The sequence below is a fragment of the Pseudomonas sp. IT-P395 genome (assembly GCF_949767675.1).
In the GTDB taxonomy this organism is placed as follows: domain Bacteria; phylum Pseudomonadota; class Gammaproteobacteria; order Pseudomonadales; family Pseudomonadaceae; genus Aquipseudomonas.
Map to the genome: position 1 here is coordinate 307,667 of NZ_CATKPW010000044.1, position 25,786 is coordinate 333,452.

A 25,786-nucleotide genomic window follows, 5' to 3' on the forward strand; every position below is an offset into this window, starting at 1 on the left:
ATTGATCGCCGAGATACCCGACAGACAAGCCGCCGACAACCTGGATAATGGCCAAGTGACAGTTTTCTTGCGAACCATTCGGTACATTTCATTGCGCAAAATGTAACCAGCATTTGCTACACACTCCTCTCACCGGGATAATGCGCGCCACTCGGCGCCCTGCGCCACGTCAAGCCTGCCGCGGCTTGGGCGACTCAATGCGTCAACAAAAGCCCGCAGGGGCGGGATGAATGTCCGTGATCAACTTCAACATCGCCCAATGGCGCGCGTGGGCCCCAGGCCTCGACGGCGTGGACGCCTGGCAGGCCTGGAGCCGACAACCGGTCGTGCTCCAGCGCAGTGATGCCGCGCCCGATGTGTCGTTTTTGCCGGCCATGCAGCGCCGTCGCCTCAGCCGACTGGCACGCATGGCGTTCAGCGTTGGCTGGCCCCTCGCCGACGGACGGGAGAATCTGCCGCTGGTGTTTGTTTCGCGTCACGGCGAAACCCCGCGTACCTACGAGATCCTCAGCGATCTGGCCAACGAACAGCCGCTGTCACCGACGCAGTTCAGCCTGTCGGTGCACAACGCGATCATCGGCCTGTGGTCGATCATGCGCGGTGAAACCAGCGAAATGACCGCCCTCGCCGCTGCTGGCGACGGCCTTGAGCACGGCATGCTGGAAGCCGCTGCCCTGCTCAACGAAGGCGCTCCGGCAGTGCTGCTGGTGATCACCGAAGAACAACCGCCCGAAGCCTATTCGGCGTGGATCGATGATGTGCCGTTTCCCTACGCACTCGGTCTTTTGCTCACCCCCGGTACCGACTGGCGGCTGACCCTGAACAGCGCCACAGAAACACGGTCAAAAGCGCACTGGCCTCACGCGCTTAATCTGTTGCGCACCCTGCTCGGCCAGCAACCCCTTTGCCAACATGCCTGGAAAAATCGTGTATGGACCTGGCAACGCAACCCGTGACCGAAAAAAACCGCGATGCCTATTACTGGCGCCTGCTGGCCACCGCCGCAAGCTTTGCCCTGTTCGGGCTAGGCGGGCTGTGCCTGCGTGTGCTGGTGTTTCCGTTGTTGGGTTGCCTGCCCGGTGACGCCGTCTCGCATCGCCAACGCGCGAGGGAGACCGTCAGTCGGCTGTTCTGGTTCTTCGTGCGGTTCATGGCCCGGACCGGCGTGCTGACCTATGACATTCAGGGCGCCGAACGTCTCGGCCGACCCGGGCAGATGATCATTGCCAACCATCCTTCGCTGATCGACGTGGTGTTCCTGATCGGTCTGGTGCGCCAGGCCAATTGCGTGGTGAAGAAAAGCCTGTGGGAAAACCCTTTCACCCGTGGCCCGTTGCGCAGCACTGAATACATCAGCAACGACGGCAGCATGGACATGCTCGATGCGGCCGCCCAATCCTTGCAAAACGGCCAGACCCTGATCATTTTCCCGGAAGGCACGCGCACCCAGCCGGGGCAGGCGCCAGCCTTCCATCGGGGCGCTGCGGCAATTGCCCTGCGCGGTGCGAAAATCCTCACGCCGGTGGTCATCAAGGTCAGCCCGACCACACTGACCAAAGCCGAACCCTGGTATCGGATCCCCCGCCGCCGCGTGCACTTCAGTTTTCGCGTCGGGGCCGATATAGACCCACAGACTTTCGCCGCGCAGGGACCCGCACCGCAAGCCTCGCGCAAGCTCAACGATTATTTGCACACCTATTTCATTAAGGAGCTCGCCGAAGATGAGCGATCTGCACCGTGACATCAAACTGCTGATCATCGATGCCCTCGGCCTCGAAGACATCAGCGTCGACGACATTGGCGACGAGCAGACGCTGTTCGGCGAAGGCCTCGGCCTGGATTCCGTCGACGCGCTGGAACTGGGCCTGGCCATCCAGAAGAAATACGGCATCAAGATCGACGCCGACGCCAAAGACACCCGTAACCATTTCACCAACGTGGCCAGCCTTGCGGCGTTCGTCACGGCAAAACAGGCAGCTTGAGACCGGACCATGCAAACTCGTGACGATATTTTCAACACCCTGCGCGATGCCTTGGTCGAGCTGTTCGAACTGGATCCTGCCCGTGTGAGCCTGGAGTCCAATCTGTATCAGGATCTGGAAATCGACAGCATCGATGCGGTCGACCTGATCGATCACATCAAGCGCCAGACCGGCAAGAAAATTGCCGCCGAAGAATTCAAATCGGTACGCACGGTCGGTGACGTGGTCGAGGCGGTCTACCGTCTGGTTCAACCGGCCGCATGAGCCGACTGATCGGCCTCGGCCTGCTGCTGGCCGGTCTGCTGTATCCCTTTGCGGTGTATTTCGGCATGGAGCATTTTGCTCCGTGGCAGTTCGGCCTGCTGTTGGGCAGTCTCTGGCTGGCACGGGCGCTGACCGGCGAGCGCAAGCCCGGCAGCCTGTGGATGGCTGGCGTGGCCATTGTGTTCTGCCTGCTGCTGGCGCTGTTCGACAGCCCGCTGTTGCTGCGCTGGTATCCGGTGCTGATCAGCGGTTTCATGCTGGTGCTGTTCAGCCTGAGCCTGAAATTCGGTCCGCCGATGGTCGAGCGCCTGGCGCGCTTGCGTGAGCCAGAGTTGCCGGACATTGCGATTCGCTATACGCGAAAGGTCACGGTGGCCTGGAGCGTGTTTTTCTTCTGCAACGGTTTGTGCGCCGCCCTCCTGACCCTGTGGGCGCCGCTGAATTGGTGGATGTTGTACACCGGCCTGATCTCCTATGGATTGATCGGCCTGATGTTTGCCATTGAATGGCTGATACGACAACGGGTAAGAGGCCGCACATGAATTGGATAAAACTTGAGCAGCTGTTGCTCAAGCCTGTGCCGGCGCGGGCCATCAGCCACGCACCGGCCCTCGATCACGCGCACCTGTGCGAACAGGCGCTGAGCATTGCCGCCGGTCTGCAAGCGCAGGGCGTGAAGCGCCTGGCTGTGCATCTTGAGGACGCCGCCGAACTGGCCATCGCTTTGCTGGGCGCATGGCGTGCCGGCGTCAGTGTGCTGCTGCCCTCGGACCTGCAAGCGCAAACCCGCCAGCGTTGGTCCGCTGACGTCGATCTGTGGCTGACGGATCATGCCGATGACGCGCAACTGAGCGACTTTAATCAGCCGCCATTGCCCGGCGCCGAACTGGATCTCGACCAGTGCCGTCTGAGCCTGTGCACGTCCGGCTCCAGCGGCGAGCCCAAGCGCATCGACAAGACCCTGTGCCAACTGGCCAACGAAGTTGAAGCGCTGGAGCAACTGTGGGGCACGGACCTCGGTGAGGCCTGCATCATCGGCAGCGTCGCCACCCAACACATCTACGGTTTGCTGTTTCGCGTGCTGTGGCCGCTGTGCGCCGGGCGCGCTTTTGTGCGACAGCAACTGGCCTTCCCGGAAGATATGCAGCGCGCCAGCCGCGAATACCCGGCCTTCGCCTGGGTCGCCAGCCCGGCGCTGCTCAAACGCATGGGCGACAACCTCGACTGGCCAGCCCTGAGCGCCGTACGCCGGGTGTTTTCCTCCGGTGGGGCGTTGCCGCTTGAGGCCGCGCAGAGTCTGCAACAGCGCTTGCAGCAGTGGCCGACGGAAATTCTCGGCAGCTCGGAAACCGGCGGCATTGCCTGGCGTCAGGGTGAACAACTGTGGCAACCGTTCGCCGGTGTCGAACTGAGCCAGGATAACGACGGCGCTCTACTGATCGCTTCACCTTACCTGCCTGCCGGACACGTCGAGCACACCGCTGATGCAGCGCGCATCGCCGCCGATGGTCGTTTCGAACTGTTGGGGCGGTTGGACCGGATCGTCAAACTCGAAGAAAAACGCATTTCTCTGCCCATGCTCGAACAAGCGCTGGTGACCCATGACTGGGTCGCCGAAGCACGTCTCGGCGTGGTGCAGGAAAATCGCGCCTCCCTCGGTGCACTGCTGGTGCTTAGCGAGGCCGGCCTGTTTGCCTTGCGGGAACACGGCCGCCGCAACCTGACCGAAACCCTGCGCCAGCATTTGCGCCAACACTGCGAAGCGCTGGCTTTGCCGCGACGCTGGCGGCTGGTGCGGCAATTGCCGTTGAACAGCCAAGGCAAGCTGCCGCAGGTCGATATCGAAGCGCTGTTGATGGCGCCGCGACCGAAAGCGCCCGAGGTGCTGGAACAAGTCGAAAGCGCTGGCGAGTGGAGCCTGCAACTGAGCGTGCCACCGGACCTTGCCTACTTCAGCGGCCACTTCCCCAAGGCGCCGGTATTGCCCGGCGTGGTGCAGGTGGAATGGGCGTTGAACCTGGGTCGCCAATTGCTCAACCTGACCGGCCCGTTTGCCGGTATGGAAGTGCTGAAATTCCAGCAATTGGTGCGGCCCGGAGATGAAATTCAGCTGCATCTGCGGTTTGATCTGGAGCGCGGCAAGTTGTATTTCGCTTATCGCAATGACACGGCGACCTGCTCCAGTGGGCGGATCCTTTTGGGTGCAGAGCATGGTTGACCTTCGTGAGTGCTGCGCACTCAATCGCGAGCAGGCTCGCTCCCACAGGAATCACCGGCATGCATAATCCTTGTGCAGTGATCCCGGTTTATAACCACGAAACCGCGATCGGCACCGTGGTCGACGCCCTGCTCGCGCAAGGCTTGCCGTGCATTCTGGTGGATGACGCCAGCACCCAGTCCTGTGCCAAGGTGCTCGACGGTTTGGCGGAACGCGACAACGTGCACCTGGTGCGCCTGACCGCCAATCAGGGCAAGGGTGGCGCGGTCATGACCGGTTTGCGCGAAGCCTCGCTATTGGGTTTCAGCCATGCGCTGCAGGTCGATGCCGACGGTCAGCACGACTTGCACGATGTTGCCCGTTTCGTCGACGAGTCCCGCGCACATCCCGAGGCGATGATCTGCGGTTATCCGCTGTTCGACGAGAGTGTGCCGAAAGGCCGTTTGTATGCGCGCTATCTGACCCACGTGATGGTCTGGATCAACACGCTGTCGCTGCAGATCCGCGATTCGATGTGTGGTTTCCGCGTCTATCCGCTGGCGCCGACGCTGGCGGTGATCGACTCGGCAAAAGTCGGCAAGCGCATGGATTTCGACTCGGACATTCTCGTGCGCCTGTCGTGGCGCAATCAGCCGATGCGCTGGCTGCAAACCAGCGTGCACTACCCGCTGGACGGTGTGTCGCACTTCCGCTTGTTCCACGACAACGCGCTGATTTCCAGCATGCACACACGGCTGTTTCTCGGCATGTTGCTGCGCTTCCCGGTGATCCTCTGGCGGCGGTGGCGAACATGACCGGCGAAGCCGACAAAAAGCACTGGGCTGACCGCGAAGAGCGCGGCAGCTTCCTGCTGATGAAATTCACCGCGTTCGCCGCCAAGGTCTTGGGACGACGCCTGCTCAGCCCGTTGCTGTACGGCATCGTCCTGTACTTTTTCCTGTTTGGCCGCACCGCGCGACACAGCGCCTGGCAATACCAGCGGCGCCTGGCCGCATGGAGTCAGCGCGACGCGTTGCGCCCTACTCATTGGCGGGTGTTCGGTCAGTTCATGGCGTTCGCCGATTCGATGCTCGACAAGCTCGACGTATGGAACGGCAAACTGCGTATCGAACAAATCGAAATCATCGACCCGGCGCTACTGCGCAATCAGTTGCGCGGCAGTCGCGGGCAACTGCTGGTCGGCGCGCACCTGGGCAATCTGGAAGTGTGCCGCGCACTGGCGGAGATCGGCGAAAAGGTCACCATGAACGTGCTGGTACACACCAAGCACGCCGAGCAATTCAACCGCCTGCTCGGTGAAGCCGGGGCGACCAATCTGCGCCTGATTCAGGTCAGCGAACTCGACCCGGTAATCATGCTGCAACTGCACGAACGGCTGGAGCGCGGCGAGTGGCTGGCGATTGCCGGCGACCGCGTGCCGCTGCATGGCGGGCGCAGCGTCACCGTGGACTTTCTCGGCCATCCGGCGCCGTTCCCGCAAGGGCCGTGGCTGCTCGCCGGTCTGCTGAAATGCCCGGTCAACCTGCTGATGTGCCTCAAGCAACCGGACGGTCACTATCGCCTGACCCTCGAGCCCTTCGCCGACGCCGTGGTATGGAAGCGCAGCGAGCGCGAGCAGGTCATTCATCAGTGGGCCACCCGCTATGCGCAGCGCCTGAGTCACTATTGCCTCGAAGCGCCGCAACAATGGTTCAACTTTTACCCTTTCTGGAAGACCGATGACCACGCCAACCCATGAGCCGGTAACCTTCGGCGAACGCCCTTTGCGCATCGAAGACGTGCTGGCCTTGGCCAACCGTCAGGCACCCGTGCAGTTGCAGAGCGACGCCGACTATCGCGAACGCATCGCCAAGGGCGCGCGGTTCCTCGATTCGCTGCTGGACAAGGAAGGCGTGATCTACGGCGTCACCACCGGTTACGGCGACTCCTGCGTGGTCGCGGTGCCGTTGCATCACGTCGAAGCGTTGCCGCGTCACCTCTACACCTTCCACGGCTGCGGGTTAGGCAAACTGCTCGATGCCCAAGCCACACGCGCGGTGCTCGCGGCACGGTTGCAGTCGCTGTGTCACGGCGTCTCCGGGGTGCGTGTGGAACTGCTGGAGCGTCTGCACGCGTTTCTCGAATACGACATCCTCCCACTGATTCCCGAAGAAGGTTCGGTCGGCGCCAGCGGCGATCTGACGCCGCTGTCCTACGTTGCCGCAACACTGTCCGGCGAGCGTGAAGTGATGTTCCGTGGCGAGCGCCGTCAGGCGGCCGATGTGCATCGCGAACTGGGCTGGACACCTTTGGTGCTGCGCCCGAAAGAAGCACTGGCACTGATGAACGGCACTGCGGTGATGACCGGTCTTGCCTGCCTCGCTTTCGCCCGCGCCGACTATCTGCTGCAACTGGCCACGCGCATCACCGCGCTCAACGTGGTCGCGCTGCAAGGCAACCCGGAGCACTTTGACGAGCGCCTGTTCGCCGCCAAACCGCATCCGGGACAAATGCAGGTTGCCGCGTGGCTGCGCAAGGATCTGGCGATCGACGCGCCGACTGCGCCGCTGCATCGATTGCAGGATCGCTATTCGCTGCGCTGCGCCCCGCATGTGCTCGGGGTGTTGGCCGACAGCCTGAACTGGCTGCGTTCGTTCATCGAAACCGAACTGAACAGCGCCAACGATAACCCGATCATCGACGCCGAAGCCGAGCGCGTGTTGCACGGTGGGCACTTCTACGGCGGGCATATCGCGTTCGCCATGGACAGCCTGAAAAACCTCGTGGCCAACGTTGCTGACCTGCTGGACCGGCAACTCGCCTTGCTGGTCGACGAACGTTACAACCACGGTCTGCCGAGCAATCTCTCCGGCGCGCCAGCGGATCGGGCGATGATTAACCACGGCTTCAAAGCCGTGCAGATCGGCACCAGCGCCTGGACCGCCGAAGCGCTGAAAAACACCATGCCCGCCAGCGTCTTCTCGCGCTCCACCGAGTGTCACAACCAAGACAAAGTCAGCATGGGAACCATCGCCGCCCGCGATGCGATCCGCGTGCTGGAGCTGACCGAACAGGTCGCCGCCGCCACCCTGCTCGCCGCCAATCAAGGCGTGTGGCTGCGCGCTCAGGCCGAAGACGCGCGACCGTTGCCGCCGTCGCTGGCGGCGATGCACGAGGAACTGGCCAAGGACTTCCCGCCAGTCATCGAAGACCGCGCACTGGAAGGCGAATTGCGCCTGTGCCTGCAACGCATCGCCGCGCAACACTGGAGGTTGCATGCGTAGCGCCGGAGTGCTTCACGCCGACACCGAGATCCTCGTGCCGTTTTTCGACGTCGATACCATGCACGTGGTCTGGCATGGGCATTACGTCAAATACCTCGAAGTGGCGCGCTGCGCGCTGCTGGACAAGATCGGCCACAACTACACGCAGATGGTCGAGTCGGGTTACGCCTGGCCAATCATCGACCTGCAACTGCGCTATGTGCGCGGCGCGGTGTTTGGTCAGCGCCTGAATGTACGCGCCAGCCTGGTTGAGTGGGAAAACCGTCTGAAGATCAATTATCTGATCACTGACCTGCACAGCGGCGAACGCCTGACCCGCGCCAGCTCGGTGCAAGTCGCCGTCGAAGTCAGCAGTCGCGAGATGCAGCTGGCCTCACCGAAGGTCTTCACCGACGCCGTAGAAAGGATGCTGCGATGAATGTTTGGGTTAAAAGCCTGAGCGTATTGGCGCTGCTGACGCTGTCAGCGCTGGCCAATGCTTTCGACCTGCAACAACTGAGCGAACAACTGGCGAAGCCGGACGTGATCCACGGCCAGTTCATTCAGGAAAAACACCTGCGCGCCCTGCCCCAGCCGCTGATCAGCAAGGGCAGCTTCGTTCTGGCAAAAAACCACGGCCTGCTCTGGTTGCTGAAAACCCCGCTGCAACAGGACTACCGCATCACCGCCAAGGGCATCGCCCGGCGTGACGGCAATGGCTGGCAGTTGCTGCCGAACAAGAGCGCCGGTGCCGAGCAGAACCGCTTGTTTCTCGCCGTGCTGCAAGGCGACAGCAGTGGCCTGCAACGCGACTTCGAACTGGCGCTGAGCGGCGATGCACAGCAGTGGAAACTCACGCTGACCCCGCGCTCGCTGCTGCTCAAGCAGGTGTTCAACCAGATCAACATCGACGGCGGCGCGCTGGTGCAGACCATCGAACTGCTGGAAACCCAAGGCGACAGCACCGTGCTGCGCATGCAGGACAGCAACGCCAGCCAACCGTTGAGCGACGCGGAGCAACATGACTTTGCCGAGTGAACGCAGGCTGCCCTGGCTGTTTCTGATCCTGCTGCTGGCCTTTGTCGCGCTGGCCGGTTGGCAATGGCGCGACGGTGCGCCGCTGTCGGCGAACCTGATGGAACTGGTGCCCGGCACTCACCCGGACGCCCTTGAACAGCGCGCCGAGCAGCGCATGCAAGAACCACTTAACCGCGAGATGCTGGTGCTGGTCGGCCACGCCGATCGCCAGCAAGCCGTCACCATGGCGCAAACCCTGGGTGAGCAATGGCAGGCCAGCGGGTTGTTCGAAAAGGTGCAGTGGAACCTGCAAGCAGACCTGCCAGCGCTGCGCACACAACTGCTGCAAGGGCGACTGGCGATGCTCTCGGCGGATGATCGGCAATTGCTGATCGAACACCCCGACGCCTTCATTCAGCAACGCGTACAAGCCCTGTTCGACCCGTTCAGCGGTTTCAGTCTGGTGCCGAGTCAGGATGACTGGCTTGGCCTGACCGGGCGCATTCAGAACAGCCAGCCGCAGCACGGTGCAGTGCAACTGGACATCGGCAGCGGCGCGCTGATCGCCGCTGCCGACGGCAAGAGCTGGGTGCTGCTGCGGGCACGCACCACCGGCAACGCGTTCGACATGAACCTGCCGCTGCAAGTAGCCGCGCTGCTGCAACATAGCCGTGAACAGGCGGCGAAATCCGACGTGCAACTGCTCGCCGCCAGCGGTTTGCTGTACGCGGCTAACGGTCAGCAGCAAGCCACTCGCGAAATGACCTGGGTCGGCGGCGGTGCCACGATCGGTATTCTGTTGCTGCTGTTGCTCGCTTTCCGTCGCTGGCGCGTGCTGCTGGCGTTCGTGCCGGTGCTGGTCGGCATGTTGTTCGGGGCGGTGGCTTGTGTCGCGCTGTTCGGCCATATGCATGTGATGACATTGGTGCTCGGCTCCAGCCTGATCGGCGTGGCCGTGGATTATCCGCTGCATTATCTGTCGAAGAGCTGGAGCCTGAAGCCGTGGCGCAGTTGGCCGGCGTTGCGCCTGACGCTGTCCGGGCTGACCCTGAGCCTGATCACCAGCGCCATCGGCTATCTCGCGCTGGCGTGGACGCCGTTCCCGGCGCTGACGCAAATCGCGGTGTTCTCCGCCGCCGGCTTGCTCGGTGCCTATCTGTCGGCGGTGTGCCTGTTGCCGGCGTTGCTGAAAAACGTCGAACTGCGCCCCGCGCAATGGCCGCTGCATCTGGCCGAGCGCATGGTTGCGCTGCGCGAAAAACTCCTCGAACGCGTACGCACGCCGGTGTTGCTGGCATTGCTGCTCGCCTTCTGTGTGGGCGGTCTGGTGCAGTTGCAAAGCAAGAATGACATTCGCCAGTGGGTCGGCGCGCCGCAACGCCTGACCGATGAAGCGCAGACCATCGCGCGCATCACCGGCTATCAGCCGACCAGCCAGTTTTTCCTCGTGCGCGCCGACAATCAGCAGCAATTGCTCGAACGTCAGGCCGCGTTGAGCGAACGTCTGGAGCAACTGGTCAACCTCGACAAGCTGCAAGGCTATCTGGCCCTCGATCAATTGGTGAGCCCGCCGAACCAGCAAGAGCAAGTGCGCCAGGCGCTGAACAAACTGCCGCAATACTGGCAGCCACTGCTCGACCTCGGCGTGCCGCTCGCCGCGTTGCAAAACGAACTGCAACAGTTGCAGACCGTGCCTGCCGAGGACATCGACGCAGCATTGGCCGGCCCGCTCGGCGAGCCTTATCGCACGCTCTGGCTCGGTCCGACGGAAGACGGCGTGGCGGCGATGACCAGTCTGCAAGGATTGAATAACCCGGCGCTGCTGCGGGTACAGGCACTGGATTTGCCAGGGGTGGTGTTGGTCGATCGCCTCGGGGAATTGAACGAAGTTTTTGCCGCGACGCAAATCAGCGCTGCCGAACTGAAACTCGCCTCCTGCGCGCTGATCGTGCTGGTGCTGATGCTGCCGTTCGGTCTCGGCGGCGCGCTGCGCATCGTCGCTCTGCCGTTGCTCGCCGCTTTATGCAGTCTGGCCAGCCTTGGCTGGCTCGGTCAGCCGCTGACCCTGTTCAGCCTGTTCGGCCTGTTGCTGGTGACGGCGATCAGCGTTGATTACGCGATTCTCATGCGTGAACAAGTCGGCGGCGCGGCGGTGAGCCTGCTCGGCACCTTGCTGGCGGCTGTGACGACGTGGCTGTCGTTTGGTTTGCTGGCGGTTTCCAGCACGCCGGCGGTGAGCAACTTCGGTCTGTCGGTGAGCCTCGGTCTGGCGTTCAGCTTCATGCTGGCACCGTGGGCCGGGCGCCACGAACACACGGCAGCCGTCGCGGAGCCAGCGGCATGATGGTCGTCGTTTTCTGGCTGCTGGCCATGGCGCTGTTCGCCGTGGCCACTCGTATTGGCCGCCATTTCGGCCTGATCCCGATTGTCAGCCAGTTGCTGCTGGCGAGCTTCGGCTTGCCGCTGCTGATGTACTTCTGGATCGAACCGGGCTGGCAGCTCAGTGGCGCCGAACTGATCGCGCCAGACTGGCTGAAAAACCTCTACAGCCTGAGTTTTGCCCTGCTGCTCGGACACATTCTCAGTGATGTGATCGATCTGAAACTGGATCGGCAGAGCGTGAAAATCGCCGTGCCGAGTTTCCTCGTGCCGTTCGCCTGTGGTCTTGCCGCTGCGTATTGGCTGCTGCCGACGCAACCGTGGCTCAACTCGCTGGCCATCGGTCTGGTGTTCGCGATTACCGCGATCCCGGTGCTGTACCTGTATCTGCGCCACATCGAATATCCGCCGGCCGCCACTCGCCGGTTGGTGCAGACCGCGATCCTCATTGATCTGACCTGTTGGACATTGTTCGGGCTCGCCCAAGGCAGTCTGCACCTGAGCAGTCTGTTGTTGCCGCTGGGCCTGGCCTGTGTGCCGTTGTTGTTGCGCGTCATCGGCGTACGCCGACCACTGACCTACAGCCTCGGTTTCTTCGCGTTGCTGGTGATGGCCGAGCATTACAAACTCAACGCGCTGATCTTCGGCATTGGCTATTTGCTGTGCATGGCCGCGCTGAAAGTGCCGCTGGTGCTGCCGTTGCCGGCGCGCTGGATGAACCGTTTGCAGACGTGGCTGGCGATCCCGCTGATTCTGACGTTCGGCATCGTCCAGATCGACGTGCACAGTGCCCTCGCCAGCCTTGGTCCGCTGCAATGGGCGGCGCTGCTGCTGTTGCCGATTGCCAGTAAACTGCTTGGCAACTGGCTCGGCCTCGGCTGGGCCGGCGCTTCGTTCGAAGGCGCCAGCCGTTGGCGCGAAAGCGTGCTGCTGAACATTCGCGGCCTGAGCGAAATCGTCTTTCTCAATTTGCTCTTGCAACAACAACTCATCACCCCGGCGCTGTACTTCGCGCTGATGCTGATGGGCCTGATCGCGACGCTGCTACCGGCCCTTATCGGCCTGCATCGCGCGCCGCTGGATATCAAATCCCACCTGCCCCGGAGTTCACGTGCCAATCGTTGAAATGGAATCCCGTCAGGTCGTGATCATCGGTGCCGGCCCGTCCGGCGCCATCGCCGCTGCGCTGCTCAAGCGCAAGGGCCACGATGTACTGGTGATCGAGCGCCAGCATTTTCCGCGCTTTTCGATCGGCGAAAGCCTGCTCAGCCATTGCCTGGATTTCGTCGAAGAGGCGGGCATGCTCGACGCCGTCAACGCCGCCGGATTCCAGCGCAAGACCGGCGCCGCATTCGCCTGGGGCGAGCGTTACAGCGCCTTCGATTTCGGTGACACCTTTACCGGCGGCAAACCGACCACGTTTCAGGTGCAACGCGCCGATTTCGACAAACTGCTGGCCGATCAAGCGGCGCTGCAAGGCGCGGAAATCCGCTACGGCGATGCCATCGTCAGCGTCGATTTCGACCGGACAAAACCGTTGCTCGACGTGCGCCGCGAGGACGGCAGCGAGTATCGCGTCGAAGCGGATTTCGTCCTCGATGCCAGCGGCTACGGTCGCGTGTTATCGCGACTGCTGGACCTCGAAGCACCGTCGAATTTCCCGGTGCGTCAGGCGGTGTTCACCCACGTTGAAGATCACATCGACAACCCGACACTCGACCGCGAGAAAATCCTCGTCACCACGCATCCGGAACATCGCGATGTCTGGTTCTGGACGATCCCGTTCAGCAACGGACGCTGCTCGGTGGGTGTGGTCGCGGCCGAAGAGCACTTCAAGGGCCGCGACAGCGATCTGGATGCCTGCCTGCGCAGCTTCATCGCCGAAACCCCAAGCCTTGCCGGCGTACTCGACAAGGCTGTGTGGGACACCCCGGCGCGCACCCTCGGCGGTTACGCCGCCAATGTGAAAACCCTGCACGGGGCGGGCTTCGCCCTGCTCGGCAACGCGGCAGAATTTCTCGACCCGGTGTTCTCCTCCGGCGTGACCATCGCCATGCGCTCGGCGAGCATGGCCGCCGCCGTGCTGCACCGTCAGTTACAAGGTGAAACGGTCGACTGGCAAAGCGAATTCGCCGAGCCGCTCAAGCGCGGCGTCGACACCTTCCGCTGCTACGTCGAGGGCTGGTATGCCGGCACGTTTCAAGACGTGATTTTTTATGAAGACAGTCAGGCGGAAATCCGTCGGATGATCTGCTCGATCCTCGCCGGCTACGCCTGGGATGAGCGCAATCCGTTCGTCAGCGAAGCGCGTCGCCGCTTGAAGATGATTTCCGAACTCTGTGCAAAGGACGCCACATGAACTACTTGAGCGACAGCTACGTCGAGGAAACCCGCTTTGGTTTCTGGTTCCTGCGCAGCCACACCTGGCAGCACCACGTGTTGCGGGTGGCGATCAATGATTTGCGTGGTTTGTTCAGTGAAGCGCTGCCGGAACATCCGGTGTTGCTGGACGCTGGTTGCGGACAGGGCAAGTCGTTCGGTCATCTGCGCCAGACCTTCGCGCCACAGCGTTTGATCGGTGTTGACGCCGATCCGCACAGCCTGGAGTTGAGCGCTGAAGAAGCGACGCGTCTGGGCCTCGATGTAGAGCTGATCGGCAGTGACTGCGCGACGCTCAATGTGCCGGACGCCAGCGTTGATCTGCTGTTCTGCCACCAGACCTTTCATCATCTGGTCGAGCAGGAAAAGGCTTTGGCCGAGTTTTACCGGGTGCTGAAACCGGGTGGCTATCTGCTGTTCGCCGAGTCCACCGAGGCTTACATTGATACTTGGGTGATCCGCTGGTTGTTCCGCCATCCGATGCACGTGCAAAAGAGTGCGGCGCAGTATCTGCAGATGATTCGCGGGCAGGGTTTCGAGTTTGCCGAGAAGAATGTCTCGTACCCGTATCTGTGGTGGAGCCGGTCGAAGGATTTTGGCTTGCTGGAACGGTTTGGCTTACGCAAACCAAAACCGTTTGGGCAGCGTGAGGAAACGCTGGTCAACGTGGTAGCGCGCAAGCCGCTGCAAGGTACTTTCTGATGCACAGCTATCGACCTGCACACCCGAAACCCTGTGGGAGCTGGCTTGCCAGCGATAGCGGTGTGTCAGTCAACAAAAATGCTCGATGTGCCAGCGCCATCGCTGGCAAGCCAGCTCCCACAAGGTTTGTGGTGTGGCTAATGTTGGTGGTATTTGTCCTCCTGAGTGCCTGCGCCAGCCAGGCGCCGTTGCCGGCGGGCAATCCGACACTCCCGCTGCCGCTGCAATTGCACATTGAACGCAATCAAGCCGAACAACGCCAGGACTGGCTGCTGGTGATCCAGCGCGAAGGCCCGGGCATCCGCTGGTCGATGATGGATCCGCTGGGTATTCCGCAAGCGCGTCAGCAACTGATCGACGGCCACTGGCAGGCCGATGGGCTGTTGCCGCCGAACCCGGAAGCCCGCGAATTGTTTGCTGCGCTGTTATTCGCCCTGACCCCGTCCGGCGAACTGCTGCGAAATTACCCCGCCGCGCAACAACAGGGACAGCAACGCGCTCTGCCGGCGCGCTGGGATATCCGTTATTCACAACCGTTGAGCTTCGAATTGAACCTGCCCCAAGGCCCGCACTACCGCGTTTCTCCGCTGGGTGAACCGACACCATGACCGCTTACCTGAATGCCCTCGGCGTGATTTGCGCACTGGGCCGCGACAAACATGCCGTCGCGCGCAACCTGTTCGCCGGCGACTGCTCAGGCATGCGCCGCGAGTCCGGCTGGGTGGCGGAGCGTGAGTTGCCGGTCGCTGCCGTCCAGGGTGAACTGGCGCCGATCCCGGCAGAACTCGCCGATCAGCGCAGCCGCAATAACCAGCTGTTGCTGGAAGCGGCATTGCAGATTCGCAATGAGATCGACCAGGCGATCCAGACTTATGGCCGCGAGCGCATCGGCGTGGTCCTCGGCACCAGCACTTCGGGCATCGACGAGGCCAGCCGTGGTCTGGCGCACTACATCCGCGAGCAGCGTTTCCCGGCGGAATACGACTACCGCCAACAGGAGCTCGGCGCCCCGGCCAATTTCCTCGCCGACTGGCTGCAACTGAGCGGCCCGGCCTATGTGATTTCCACGGCGTGCACCTCCAGCGCCCGCGCATTGATGAGCGCTCAGCGTCTGCTCGATCTGGGCCTGTGCGACGCGGTGCTGTGTGGCGGCGTCGACAGCCTGTGCAAACTGACCCTCAACGGTTTCTCGTCACTCGAAGCGATATCCGACGAGCGCTGCAATCCGTTCTCGGCCAACCGCAGCGGCATCAATATCGGCGAAGCAGCTGTGCTGTTCGTCATGAGCAAACAACAGGGCGAAGGCCCGGCCATTGCCTTGCTCGGCGCCGGTGCCAGTTCCGACGCGCATCACATTTCCGCCCCCGAGCCGACCGGGCGCGGTGCCCTGCAAGCAATGCAGAAAGCCTTGAGCCGCGCTCATCTGCAAGCAGCGCAGATCAGCTACCTGAACCTGCACGGCACCGCCACCCAACACAACGACGCGATGGAAAGTCTGGCGGTTGCGACGCTGTTCCCTGAGGGCGTCGCCTGCTCCTCGACCAAACCGATGACCGGCCATACCCTCGGCGCGGCCGGTGCGCTGGAAGCGGCGTTCTGCTGGCTGAGCCTGAGCGCCGACAACCCCGCTCACGCCTTGCCGCCGCACGTCTGGGATGCGCAGGCCGATCCCGCGCTGCCGTCGCTGCAGTGGGTGACCGCGAGCGAGCGCCTGACGTCCATTGCACCCCGCTACCTGATGAGCAACTCGTTTGCCTTCGGCGGCAACAACGTCAGCCTGATTATCGGAGACGCCCCATGACGGCCTGGCCGCTCGCCGAACTGCTGCCCCATGCGGGCGACATGATTCTGATCGACAGCATCTCAAGCTTTGACGATGAGCAGATTTTCACCTGCCTCACGGTCAAGCCCGATGGCTTGTTCAATCTGCCCGACGGCAGCCTGCCAGCCTGGGTCGGCATCGAGCTGATGGCGCAAAGCGTCGCCGCTTTTGCCGGTTGCCACGCAAAGCAGAAAGGCAATCCGGTGGAGTTGGGCTTTCTGCTCGGCACACGCAAGTTCGAGTGCAACGTCGAAGCGTTTCCCGCCGGCACCGATCTGACCATTCATGGTCTGCGCTCGCTGGAAGACGACAACGGCATGGGTGTCTTCGAATGCCATATCAATGGCGATGGCATTCATGCCAGCGCGCGCCTGAATGTGTTCCGTCCGCCTCAGGTCAATCAATATCTGCAACAGACACAGGAGTCGAACGATGACTGAATCCGTACTGGTCACCGGCTCCAGCCGTGGCATCGGCCGGGCCATTGCCTTGCGTCTGGCGCAGGCCGGGCACGATATCGTCCTGCATTGCCGCAGCGGCGTGACTGAGGCGCAAGGCGTTCAGGCGCAAATCGAAGCGCTGGGGCGCAAGGCGCGGATTCTGCAATTCGACGTTGCCGACCGGGAAACCTGCAAGGCCATCCTTGAAGCTGACGTGGAAACTCACGGCGCCTATTACGGCGTGGTGTTGAACGCCGGGCTGACCCGCGACGGCGCGTTTCCAGCGCTGAGCGACGACGATTGGGACGTGGTCCTGCGCACTAACCTCGACGGTTTCTACAACGTTCTGCACCCGGTGATGATGCCGATGATCCGCCGCCGTGCCGCCGGTCGCATTGTTTGCATCACCTCGGTGTCGGGGCTGATCGGCAATCGTGGCCAGGTCAACTACAGCGCCTCCAAGGCCGGCGTTATCGGTGCGGCAAAGGCGTTGGCGATCGAGCTGGGCAAGCGCAAAATCACCGTTAACTGCGTCGCGCCGGGCCTGATCGACACGGCGATGCTCGACGAAAACGTGCCGGTGGAAGAATTGATGAAGATGATCCCCGCGCAACGCATGGGTACCCCGGAAGAGGTCGCCAGTGCAGTGAATTTCCTGATGTCGGCGGAAGCCTCGTACATCACCCGCCAGGTCCTGGCGGTCAACGGAGGCTTGTGCTGATGAAGCGCGTCGTCGTCACCGGCATGGCCGGCATCACCTCGCTGGGCAGCGACTGGGAGACCATCGCCGGCAACTTCGCGGCCAACCGCAGCGGAATTCGCCGCATGGACGAGTGGGATCGCTTCAGCGAACTCAACACGCGCCTGGCCGGGCCGATCGATGACTTCGAAGTACCTGCGCACTGGACCCGCAAGCAATTGCGCAGCATGGGCCGGGTATCGCGGCTGGCGGTTCGTGCGGCGGAAAACGCCCTGGCTGACGCCGGTCTTCTCGGTGACGAATCGATCAAGGATGGGCGCATGGGCGTGGCTTGTGGTTCGTCCACTGGCAGCACCGACGAGATCAAAGCGTTCGGCAACATGCTGCTCAACTCGGTGGCCGAAGGCCTCAACGCCAACTCCTATGTGCGGATGATGCCGCACACCACCGCCGCCAACATCAGCATCTTCTTTGGCCTCACCGGGCGTTTGATCCCGACGTCCAGCGCCTGCACCAGCGGCAGCCAGGGCATCGGTTACGCCTACGAGGCGATCAAGTTCGGCCGCCTGCCCCTGATGCTCGCCGGCGGCGCCGAAGAACTGTGCCCGACCGAAGCCATGGTCTTCGACGCACTCTACGCCACCAGCCTGAAAAACGATGCGCCGCAGACCAGCCCACGCCCGTACGACAAGGGCCGCGATGGTCTGGTGATCGGTGAAGGCGGCGGCATGCTGGTGCTTGAAGAGCTGGAACATGCTTTGGCGCGCGGTGCGCACATCCACGCCGAGATTGTCGGTTTCGGCAGCAACGCCGACGGCCAGCACACCACGCGCCCGGAGCAAGTAACCATGCGCCGCGCCATGGAACTGGCGCTGGAAGACGCCGGACTCGCGACGGAAGCCATCGGTTATGTAAATGGCCACGGCACCGCTACAGAACAGGGCGACATTGCCGAAACACTGGCGACCAGCAGTTTGTTCGGTGAACACATGCCGATCAGCTCGCAGAAGAGCTTCCTCGGCCACACCCTCGGCGCCTGCGGTGCGCTGGAGTCATGGTTCAGCATCGAGATGATGAACCGCGATCTGTACGTGCACACGTTCAACCTCGACGAGGTCGATCCGCACTGCGGCAAGCTCGATTACCTGCGCGGTGAATTCCGCCAGATGCATCACGACTACGTGATGAACAACAATTTCGCTTTTGGTGGCGTCAACACCTCGTTGATTTTCCGCCGCTGGCACTGACCGCAACACCTTTTGGAGTGAAGGGAATGACTCAGTTTCACCGCATCGCCGCTCTGTTGGCACTGTTTTTTGTGCTCGGCGGTTGCACCAGCAAACCGGTTTACAACGCCAGGGAAGAGTTCTCGTCCAACCTCGGCTTCACGCAGCAACAGATGAGCCGCGCGATCGTCACCGCGCTCAATGACCGCCAGTGGGTCGTGCAGTCGGTACGTCCGGGCATGATCAAAGCGGCAATCACTGTACGCGGTCGCCATCACGCCGAAGTCGACATCCCGTTCACCCCGACTTCGTTCGAAATCGACTACCGCAGCAGCTACGGCCTCGACGCCAAGGACGGCAAGATCCACGGTAACTACAACCGCTGGGTCAACCGCCTGCGCGACAACGTGCTCAAAGAGCTGTCGATCAACCCCGACATCGAGTTCGTCAACGATCTGGGCATCGTTAAACAGGGCGCCGACGAGCCGACCTACCTGAGCTTCCGCGAAGGCGTCAAACGCGCCACCGACGCCGGCCTGCTCGACGGCAGCGTGAAGTTCTACCTGGCCGGCGAAACCCTGCCCAAGCAAGTGCGCAAACTCGACACCGTGAGCAGCAGCCGCAAGACCAACGGCTCGAACAAATCCGACGAAGACGCCTGCTTCTGGGCGCTGCAATCGGCCCTGGCCACCCTGCAGAACGCTGCGAAAAAAGCCGACGCCAATGCGGTGATCAACATCGCCAGCGTCGACCAGCGCGATCTGTACAAAGACACCGAGAAATTCCAGTGCCGTGCCGGGCTGGTGGTGTCGAGCGTGGCATTGCGCGGGGACTTGGCGCACGTGGATTGATGGGATTGTAGAAACGACAAAGGGCGCCATTCGGCGCCCTTTCACAAACAGGTTGGCTTGTCATCGCCGATCACCTGTCCGGCTCTGCGATGGCTGGTCGCCCAGGATCCTCAGAGTCTCACAAGCCCCTTGCGGGAACGCTCGCAGTATTGCCCGAATCATCAATCAGGACAACGGCTGGCGTTTGGCCTCACTGCGCCACTTCTGTTGCCATTACAGCCCAAGCGCCCGCCTGACTGCGGCTTTAACGGCGCAGAACTCTTCTGTTTCAAGGTGTGAGATCAAATAGACGCGCCGTCCTTCACGATCTCTGCTTTTGATCCGGTCCAGTCGGGAAAGGCTGACAGTGGCCACCATATCGCACTTCGCCCAACAGATCGGGCTGGCGCCTTGAAGATGGCTGGAGAGTTCGAAATGGTGATCAAGTAAACAATCCGGTGCAGTGGTACTGAGCGGTACGACCGTCACCAACATACTGTTGGTTCTGTGTTTTCGTATCACGACAACGGGTCTGACCTTGACCATCTCAGGTACTTCATAACCTCTGAAGTCGCAGATCAGAACACTACCTTCCTTGGGCTGGTATCGAAGTGGCATCCATGGCACTCACTTAAAGAAATCGATTCTGCGCAAGAAAACAAACACTCGCTAAAACAGTTCGTAACCGCAAATGTGGTGAACACGGCTCCACAAGCTGAACACTCGCCACACAGCATCTACACTCGCTCATGCAGGCCATCGATACGCCTGTCAGAACGGCGGGCCCGGTCGGTCGAGCACTCGCGGTTCTCTTTCACCGTCAAGGAGATGACCATGCAAGTGAAAGCCCTGATCGCCGCTGCGCTTTTCGCGCTACTGCCCAGCGCCAGCCACGCCACCAACCTGATGTACATGCCCTTCGAAACCGTGCTGTCGGACGCGATTCGCGCCGGGCGGCTGGATGGCAGTGTGAAGTTCTATCTGCTCGGCAATGGGCCGCAGGGCACGCAGCAGTTGTTGCGGCGTGGGGTGGTCAGTGATCTGAAAACCAACGGTTTCAACAAGAGTGACCACGATTCCTGCGAGTGGGTGTTGCAGTCAAATCTGATTAAGTTACAGGCTGATGCCAAGCGGGTCGGGGCGAATGCGGTAGTGAATATCGTCAGTTACTACGACCAGCATGTGCGCAAGGATTTGAATACCTACGAGTGCCGGGCGGGGATATTTGTCACGCGAGTAGCACTGAAGGGGGATTTGGTGCGGTTGCCCTGAAAGGTTGGGGGCTTGGACTGACATCTTTGCGAGAAGGCTCGCTCCCACCTTGGAATGCGTTCCCTGTGGGAGCGAGCCTGCTCGCGATTTGATTGCGCAGCAATCACACCTTTGATGGTTCAACCTTGCGTGTGAGCAGTTCGACAAACGCCTTGGCCATCGGTGACTTCTGATCCTTGCGCTGCACCAGCCACACCGCAGACACCGCTTCCGGATCGAGCAACGGTCGGTAGACCACGCCGTCGATGCGCATCCGCTGATAGGACGCCGGCAGCACCGAAACCCCCAGCCCCGCTGCGACCAGACCGATAATGGTCATCGCCTCGCCCGCCTCTTGGGCGAAGTGCGGGCTGAACCCGGCATCACGCGCCAGACTCAGCAATTGCGCATACAGCCCGCTGCCGTAGCTGCGCGGAAAGAACACGAACGGCTCCAGCGCCAGCGCCGAGAGAAACAGCCCTTCTTCACTGCCCTGCGCCAGTGGATGCTTGGAACCAAGCACCGCGACCAGCGGCTCACGCATCAACTCCACCACGCTGAGCGAATCCGGCAAACCCAGCGGGCGCATGATACCGACCTCGATCGACTCATCCACCAAACCCTCGGCGACTTGCGTGCTACTCATCTCGCGAAGGTTGAGATGCACCGCCGGAAAACGCTGACGGAAGGAAAAGATCGCCTGTGGAATCGTCGAGTTGAACGGCGCCGACGAGGTGAAACCAATCTTCAACTCGCCCAGTTCACCGAGTTGCGCACGCCGGGCGACATCCGCCGCCTTATCGACCTGCGCCAGCACCAGCCGCGCCTCCTCCAGAAACAATCGCCCGGCCTCACTCAGCTCGACCCGGCGATTGGTGCGTTCGAACAGCCGCGCGCCGACCTCTTGCTCCAGCGCCTGAATCTGCTGGCTCAGCGGCGGCTGGGAGATGCCAAGCACCTGTGCGGCGCGGCCGAAGTGCAGTTCTTCGGCAACGGCGATGAAGTAGCGCAGATGACGCAATTCCATGGAAACCCCATTAGGTCGTTAAAGCTATCAAACAGGTCGAACAATATATTGGATAGAAACATTAGCCAGCTATATGATTTTTTCATTGCCTGCATGGCCGTGCCCTCCGAGGTCTGAAGTGAAAACTGCTGTCGCGCCCCTAGCCCATGAAGTCCCGCCTGCTGCGGCCGACGATGTCGTCGCCGAGCTGCAAGAGATCTACATCGAAAAAGGCACGCCGATGTTCATGCGCACGGTGCTGGCGCTGTTCAGCGGCGGCTTCGCGACGTTTGCCCTGCTCTATTGCGTGCAGCCGATGATGCCGCTGTTGTCCCACGAGTACGGAATCAACGCCGCGCAGAGCAGCCTGATCCTCTCGGTGGCCACCGGCATGCTCGCCATCGGCCTGCTGATCACCGGGCCGATCTCTGATCGGATCGGGCGCAAACCGGTGATGGTGACTGCGCTGTTCGCAGCGGCGCTGTGCACCATGGCCAGTGCGATGATGCCGAGTTGGCAAGGCGTGCTGATCATGCGTGCGCTGATCGGGCTGTCGCTGAGCGGACTTGCGGCGGTGGCAATGACGTATTTGAGTGAAGAAATTCATCCGCAACACATTGGCTTGGCGATGGGTTTATACATCGGCGGCAACGCGATTGGCGGGATGAGCGGGCGCTTGATCACCGGTGTGCTGATCGATTTTGTCAGCTGGCACACGGCGATGCTGGTGATCGGCGGTCTGGCGATGATTGCCGCAGCGGTGTTCTGGAAAATCCTTCCCGAATCGCGCAACTTCCGCTCACGCTCACTGCACCCGCGCAGTCTGCTCGATGGTTTCACCATGCATTTTCGCGATGCCGGTCTGCCGTTGCTGTTTCTTGAAGCGTTCGTGTTGATGGGCGCGTTTGTCACGCTGTTCAACTACATCGGTTATCGCTTGCTGGCCGCGCCGTACAACCTCGATCAGGTGTTCGTTGGCTTGCTGTCGGTGGTGTACCTGTCGGGGATCTACAGCTCGGCGAAGATTGGTTCGCTGGCGGATAAGCTGGGGCGACGCAAAGTGCTGTGGGCGACCATTGCGCTGATGTTTGCCGGCCTTGCCTTGACGATGTTTACGCCGCTGTTGCTGGTGATTGTCGGCATGTTGATTTTCACCTTTGGCTTCTTTGGCGCGCATTCGGTGGCGAGCAGCTGGATTGGTCGGCGGGCGACGAAGGCCAAGGGGCAGGCCTCATCGTTGTACCTGTTCAGCTATTACGCCGGGTCGAGCATTGCCGGGACGGCGGGCGGGGTGTTCTGGCATCTGGGTGGCTGGAACGGGATCGGCTTGTTTATCGGCGCGTTGTTGCTCGTGGCGTTGTTGGTGGCGTTGAAGCTGGCGAAGTTGCCACCGTTGCAGGGTGTTAAGGCCTGACACAAAACCCCTGTAGGAGTGAGCCTGCTCGCGATAGCGGTGTGTCAGCCAACACATCGGTCGAACTGACACACCGCTATCGCGAGCAGGCTCACTCCTACAATTGATCTGTTTCCGACGTTGGATCGCGGAAACAAAAACGCCCGGCATTTAGCCGGGCGTTTTTTATTGTGTGGCGATCACTCGTGATACTGCGCCGACAGCTCATGCACCGCACGCAGGAACGCACCCGCATGCTCCGGATCAACCTCAGGGGTGATGCCATGGCCGAGGTTGAACACGTGGCCGCTGCCCTTGCCATAGCTGGCCAGAATGCGCCCGACTTCAGTGCGGATCGCTTCCGGTTTGGCGTAAAGCACGGTCGGGTCCATGTTGCCTTGCAGGGCAACTTTGTCGCCAACGCGGGCGCGGGCGTTGCCGATGTCGCAGGTCCAGTCCAGACCCAAGGCGTCGGCGCCCGCCTCGGCAATGCTTTCCAGCCACAGGCCGCCGTTCTTGGTGAAAAGGATCACCGGCACCTTACGACCGTCGTGCTCGCGGATCAGGCCGCTGACGATTTTTTTCATGTAAGCCAGCGAGAACTCCTGATACGCCGCTGCCGACAGGTTGCCGCCCCAGGTATCGAAGATCTGCACCGCTTGCGCGCCGGCCATGATCTGGCCGTTGAGGTACGAGGTCACCGACTGCGCCAGCTTATCCAGCAGCAGGTGCATGGCTCGCGGGTTGTCGTAGAGCATCGCCTTGGTCTTGCGGAAGTCCTTCGACGAGCCGCCTTCAACCATGTAGGTGGCCAGTGTCCACGGGCTGCCGGAGAAACCGATCAGCGGCACGCGACCGTTCAGTTCGCGACGGATGGTGCTGACCGCGTCCATCACGTAACCGAGGTCTTTGTGCGGATCAGGGATCGGCAACGCTTCGATATCGGCGAGGGTGCTGACGACTTTCTTGAAGCGCGGACCTTCACCGGTCTCGAAGTACAGGCCCTGGCCCATGGCATCGGGGATGGTGAGGATGTCGGAAAACAGGATCGCCGCGTCCAGTTGTGGATAGCGGTCGAGCGGTTGCATGGTGACTTCGCAGGCGAATTCCGGATTCATGCACAGGCTCATGAAATCACCGGCCTGGGCGCGGCTGGCGCGGTATTCCGGCAGATAGCGACCGGCCTGACGCATCATCCACACAGGGGTGACGTCTACGGGTTGCTTGAGCAGGGCGCGGAGGAAACGGTCGTTCTTCAGGGCAGTCATGTCGGCATCCGGAAAAAAAGTGCGGGCATTTTCTCAGAGCGCGACGCAAAAGGCACGGATGCAGGTCAGCCTTTTGTCTATCGGGTCAATTTATTGCGTTGGAATGCAGATTTTTGCAGCAACACAAAGCACTGTGGGAGCTGGCTTGCGAGCGATGCAGACACCTCGTTTTGTCAGATTGACCGAGGTGATGCTATCGCTGGCAAGCCAGCTCCCACAGGTATTGCATTGCAGTCAGCTAGACGGGTTTAGACGCCCAAGTAATCGAGGATCCCTTCGGCAGCATTGCGGCCTTCGAAGATCGCCGTCACCACCAGGTCGGAACCGCGCACCATGTCGCCACCGGCAAAGATTTTCGGATTGCTGGTCTGGTGCTTGTACTGACCTTGCTCAGGCGCAACAACGCGGCCCTGGCTGTCGGTCTGGATCTCGAACTGCTCGAACCACGGCGCCGGGCTCGGGCGGAAGCCGAAAGCGATAACCACGGCATCGGCCGGGATAATCTCTTCGGAACCCGGGATCGGCTCGGGGCTGCGACGGCCACGGGCGTCCGGTTCGCCGAGACGGGTCTCGACCACTTTGACGCCTTCGACCTTGTCCTCACCGACGATAGCGATCGGCTGGCGGTTGTAGAGGAATTTCACGCCTTCTTCCTTGGCGTTCTTCACCTCTTTGCGCGAGCCGGGCATGTTCGCTTCGTCACGACGATAAGCGCAGGTCACCGACTTGGCGCCCTGACGGATCGACGTGCGGTTGCAGTCCATCGCCGTGTCACCGCCGCCCAGCACCACAACCTTCTTGCCTTTCATGTCGACGAAATCTTCCGGCGACTTTTCAAAGCCCAGGTTGCGATTGACGTTGGCGATCAGGAAATCCAGTGCGTCATACACGCCCGGCAGATCCTCACCGGCAAAACCGCCCTTCATGTAGGTGTAGGTGCCCATGCCCATGAACACCGCATCGTATTCGGCGAGCAGTTGTTCCATGGTCACGTCTTTGCCGACTTCGGTGTTGAGACGGAACTCGATGCCCATGCCGGTGAAGACTTCGCGACGATTGCTCAGCACGGTCTTTTCCAGCTTGAACTCGGGGATGCCGAAGGTCAGCAGACCGCCGATTTCCGGGTTCTTGTCGAACACCACCGGGGTCACGCCGCCGCGTACCAACACGTCGGCACAACCCAGGCCCGCCGGGCCCGCACCGATGATCGCGACACGTTTGCCGGTCGGTTTGACCTTGGACATGTCCGGGCGCCAGCCCATGGCGAACGCGGTGTCGGTGATGTACTTCTCGACCGATCCGATGGTCACCGCGCCGAAGCCGTCGTTAAGGGTGCAGGCACCCTCGCACAGACGATCCTGCGGGCACACCCGGCCGCAGACTTCCGGCAGGGTGTTGGTCTGGTGCGACAGCTCGGCGGCCTGAAGGATGTTGCCCTCGGCCACCAGCTTCAACCAGTTGGGAATGAAGTTGTGTACCGGGCACTTCCATTCGCAATACGGGTTGCCGCAACCCAGGCAGCGGTGAGCCTGATCGGCCGACTGCTGGGGTTTGAACGGTTCGTAGATTTCGACGAACTCTTTCTTGCGTTGACGCAACAGTTTCTTCTTCGGATCTTTGCGCCCGACATCGATGAACTGGAAGTCGTTATTCAGACGTTCAGCCAT

Annotated in this window: 27 protein-coding genes; 23 read left to right on the plus strand and 4 right to left on the minus strand. The window is 61.5% G+C overall.

Going from position 1 to position 25,786, the window contains the following annotated elements:
• Positions 1–230 precede the first annotated feature (230 nt).
• The 21 genes from ACM6IN_RS21775 to ACM6IN_RS21875 all read left to right on the plus strand — a co-directional run bounded on the left by ACM6IN_RS21775 (position 231) and on the right by ACM6IN_RS21875 (position 19,222).
• The gene (locus ACM6IN_RS21775) at positions 231–956 is read left to right on the plus strand and encodes a beta-ketoacyl synthase chain length factor (RefSeq protein WP_007909510.1); all 726 of its coding nucleotides are present in this window, start codon (positions 231–233) and stop codon (positions 954–956) included.
• Positions 932–1,741, plus strand: coding sequence for a lysophospholipid acyltransferase family protein (locus tag ACM6IN_RS21780; RefSeq protein WP_007909508.1), 810 nt, complete (start codon positions 932–934; stop codon positions 1,739–1,741). The genes ACM6IN_RS21775 and ACM6IN_RS21780 overlap by 25 nt, the downstream gene beginning before the upstream one ends.
• Positions 1,722–1,982, plus strand: coding sequence for a phosphopantetheine-binding protein (locus ACM6IN_RS21785; protein ID WP_007909506.1), 261 nt, complete (start codon positions 1,722–1,724; stop codon positions 1,980–1,982). The genes ACM6IN_RS21780 and ACM6IN_RS21785 overlap by 20 nt, the downstream gene beginning before the upstream one ends.
• Before the next feature lie 9 nt (positions 1,983–1,991).
• Complete coding sequence (locus tag ACM6IN_RS21790; RefSeq protein ID WP_007909503.1) at positions 1,992–2,246, plus strand: acyl carrier protein; 255 nt, start codon at positions 1,992–1,994, stop codon at positions 2,244–2,246.
• The gene (locus ACM6IN_RS21795; protein WP_007909501.1) at positions 2,243–2,788 is read left to right on the plus strand and encodes a hypothetical protein; all 546 of its coding nucleotides are present in this window, start codon (positions 2,243–2,245) and stop codon (positions 2,786–2,788) included. The genes ACM6IN_RS21790 and ACM6IN_RS21795 overlap by 4 nt, the downstream gene beginning before the upstream one ends.
• Entirely contained in the window at positions 2,785–4,464 is a 1,680-nt protein-coding gene (locus ACM6IN_RS21800; RefSeq protein ID WP_095113450.1) for an acyl-CoA synthetase family protein, read from the plus strand. The genes ACM6IN_RS21795 and ACM6IN_RS21800 overlap by 4 nt, the downstream gene beginning before the upstream one ends.
• A gap of 59 nt (positions 4,465–4,523) precedes the next feature.
• Positions 4,524–5,258 carry a glycosyltransferase family 2 protein gene (locus ACM6IN_RS21805; RefSeq protein ID WP_007909487.1) on the plus strand — a complete coding sequence of 245 codons (735 nt, stop codon included), beginning with the start codon at positions 4,524–4,526 and terminating at the stop codon, positions 5,256–5,258.
• Positions 5,255–6,202, plus strand: coding sequence for a glycosyl transferase (locus ACM6IN_RS21810; RefSeq protein WP_095113449.1), 948 nt, complete (start codon positions 5,255–5,257; stop codon positions 6,200–6,202). The genes ACM6IN_RS21805 and ACM6IN_RS21810 overlap by 4 nt, the downstream gene beginning before the upstream one ends.
• Positions 6,183–7,727 (plus strand): HAL/PAL/TAL family ammonia-lyase, encoded by a 1,545-nt coding sequence (locus ACM6IN_RS21815; RefSeq protein WP_077570462.1) that lies wholly within the window; start codon positions 6,183–6,185, stop codon positions 7,725–7,727. The genes ACM6IN_RS21810 and ACM6IN_RS21815 overlap by 20 nt, the downstream gene beginning before the upstream one ends.
• Positions 7,720–8,145: an acyl-CoA thioesterase gene (locus ACM6IN_RS21820; protein WP_007909482.1), complete on the plus strand. Its 426-nt coding sequence runs from the start codon at positions 7,720–7,722 to the stop codon at positions 8,143–8,145. The genes ACM6IN_RS21815 and ACM6IN_RS21820 overlap by 8 nt, the downstream gene beginning before the upstream one ends.
• Positions 8,142–8,744 carry an outer membrane lipoprotein carrier protein LolA gene (locus tag ACM6IN_RS21825; protein ID WP_414916689.1) on the plus strand — a complete coding sequence of 201 codons (603 nt, stop codon included), beginning with the start codon at positions 8,142–8,144 and terminating at the stop codon, positions 8,742–8,744. Before ACM6IN_RS21820 ends, ACM6IN_RS21825 begins: the two co-directional genes overlap by 4 nt.
• Positions 8,728–11,067 (plus strand): MMPL family transporter, encoded by a 2,340-nt coding sequence (locus ACM6IN_RS21830; RefSeq protein ID WP_414916690.1) that lies wholly within the window; start codon positions 8,728–8,730, stop codon positions 11,065–11,067. The genes ACM6IN_RS21825 and ACM6IN_RS21830 overlap by 17 nt, the downstream gene beginning before the upstream one ends.
• Entirely contained in the window at positions 11,064–12,227 is a 1,164-nt protein-coding gene (locus ACM6IN_RS21835) for a hypothetical protein (protein ID WP_007909476.1), read from the plus strand. The genes ACM6IN_RS21830 and ACM6IN_RS21835 overlap by 4 nt, the downstream gene beginning before the upstream one ends.
• Complete coding sequence (locus tag ACM6IN_RS21840) at positions 12,214–13,461, plus strand: NAD(P)/FAD-dependent oxidoreductase (RefSeq protein WP_414916691.1); 1,248 nt, start codon at positions 12,214–12,216, stop codon at positions 13,459–13,461. Before ACM6IN_RS21835 ends, ACM6IN_RS21840 begins: the two co-directional genes overlap by 14 nt.
• Positions 13,458–14,183, plus strand: coding sequence for a class I SAM-dependent methyltransferase (locus ACM6IN_RS21845; protein ID WP_123375579.1), 726 nt, complete (start codon positions 13,458–13,460; stop codon positions 14,181–14,183). The genes ACM6IN_RS21840 and ACM6IN_RS21845 overlap by 4 nt, the downstream gene beginning before the upstream one ends.
• 140 nt (positions 14,184–14,323) lie before the next feature.
• The gene (locus ACM6IN_RS21850; RefSeq protein ID WP_095113444.1) at positions 14,324–14,791 is read left to right on the plus strand and encodes a hypothetical protein; all 468 of its coding nucleotides are present in this window, start codon (positions 14,324–14,326) and stop codon (positions 14,789–14,791) included.
• Positions 14,788–15,984, plus strand: a complete 1,197-nt coding sequence (locus tag ACM6IN_RS21855) for a beta-ketoacyl-[acyl-carrier-protein] synthase family protein (RefSeq protein WP_007909452.1) — start codon at positions 14,788–14,790, stop codon at positions 15,982–15,984. The genes ACM6IN_RS21850 and ACM6IN_RS21855 overlap by 4 nt, the downstream gene beginning before the upstream one ends.
• On the plus strand, positions 15,981–16,445 hold the full coding sequence (locus ACM6IN_RS21860) for a hotdog family protein (RefSeq protein WP_414916692.1): 465 nt from the start codon (positions 15,981–15,983) through the stop codon (positions 16,443–16,445). The genes ACM6IN_RS21855 and ACM6IN_RS21860 overlap by 4 nt, the downstream gene beginning before the upstream one ends.
• Positions 16,438–17,166, plus strand: coding sequence for a 3-oxoacyl-ACP reductase FabG (fabG, locus tag ACM6IN_RS21865; protein ID WP_007909450.1), 729 nt, complete (start codon positions 16,438–16,440; stop codon positions 17,164–17,166). The genes ACM6IN_RS21860 and fabG overlap by 8 nt, the downstream gene beginning before the upstream one ends.
• Positions 17,166–18,392, plus strand: coding sequence for a beta-ketoacyl-ACP synthase (locus ACM6IN_RS21870; RefSeq protein ID WP_414916693.1), 1,227 nt, complete (start codon positions 17,166–17,168; stop codon positions 18,390–18,392). The genes fabG and ACM6IN_RS21870 overlap by 1 nt, the downstream gene beginning before the upstream one ends.
• Before the next feature lie 26 nt (positions 18,393–18,418).
• Positions 18,419–19,222, plus strand: a complete 804-nt coding sequence (locus tag ACM6IN_RS21875) for a hypothetical protein (protein ID WP_414916694.1) — start codon at positions 18,419–18,421, stop codon at positions 19,220–19,222.
• A gap of 213 nt (positions 19,223–19,435) precedes the next feature.
• Here the strand turns inward: ACM6IN_RS21875 and ACM6IN_RS21880 are convergent, their stop codons facing one another.
• Complete coding sequence (locus ACM6IN_RS21880) at positions 19,436–19,819, minus strand: type II toxin-antitoxin system PemK/MazF family toxin (RefSeq protein ID WP_042704943.1); 384 nt, start codon at positions 19,817–19,819, stop codon at positions 19,436–19,438.
• A 216-nt stretch (positions 19,820–20,035) separates the two neighbouring features.
• Between ACM6IN_RS21880 and ACM6IN_RS21885 the strand changes: the two genes are divergently transcribed.
• A complete protein-coding gene (locus ACM6IN_RS21885; protein WP_007909447.1) occupies positions 20,036–20,473 on the plus strand; it encodes a hypothetical protein in 438 nt (145 codons plus the stop codon).
• Positions 20,474–20,576: 103 nt separating this feature from the next.
• Here ACM6IN_RS21885 and ACM6IN_RS21890 read toward each other — a convergent pair whose 3' ends face one another.
• A complete protein-coding gene (locus ACM6IN_RS21890; RefSeq protein WP_007909445.1) occupies positions 20,577–21,479 on the minus strand; it encodes a LysR family transcriptional regulator in 903 nt (300 codons plus the stop codon).
• Between the two features lie 118 nt (positions 21,480–21,597).
• Between ACM6IN_RS21890 and ACM6IN_RS21895 the strand changes: the two genes are divergently transcribed.
• Positions 21,598–22,872, plus strand: coding sequence for an MFS transporter (locus ACM6IN_RS21895; RefSeq protein WP_414916695.1), 1,275 nt, complete (start codon positions 21,598–21,600; stop codon positions 22,870–22,872).
• A gap of 179 nt (positions 22,873–23,051) precedes the next feature.
• Here ACM6IN_RS21895 and hemE read toward each other — a convergent pair whose 3' ends face one another.
• Positions 23,052–24,119 carry a uroporphyrinogen decarboxylase gene (hemE, locus tag ACM6IN_RS21900; protein ID WP_414916696.1) on the minus strand — a complete coding sequence of 356 codons (1,068 nt, stop codon included), beginning with the start codon at positions 24,117–24,119 and terminating at the stop codon, positions 23,052–23,054.
• A 248-nt stretch (positions 24,120–24,367) separates the two neighbouring features.
• Positions 24,368–25,786 carry an FAD-dependent oxidoreductase gene (locus ACM6IN_RS21905; RefSeq protein ID WP_007909438.1) on the minus strand — a complete coding sequence of 473 codons (1,419 nt, stop codon included), beginning with the start codon at positions 25,784–25,786 and terminating at the stop codon, positions 24,368–24,370.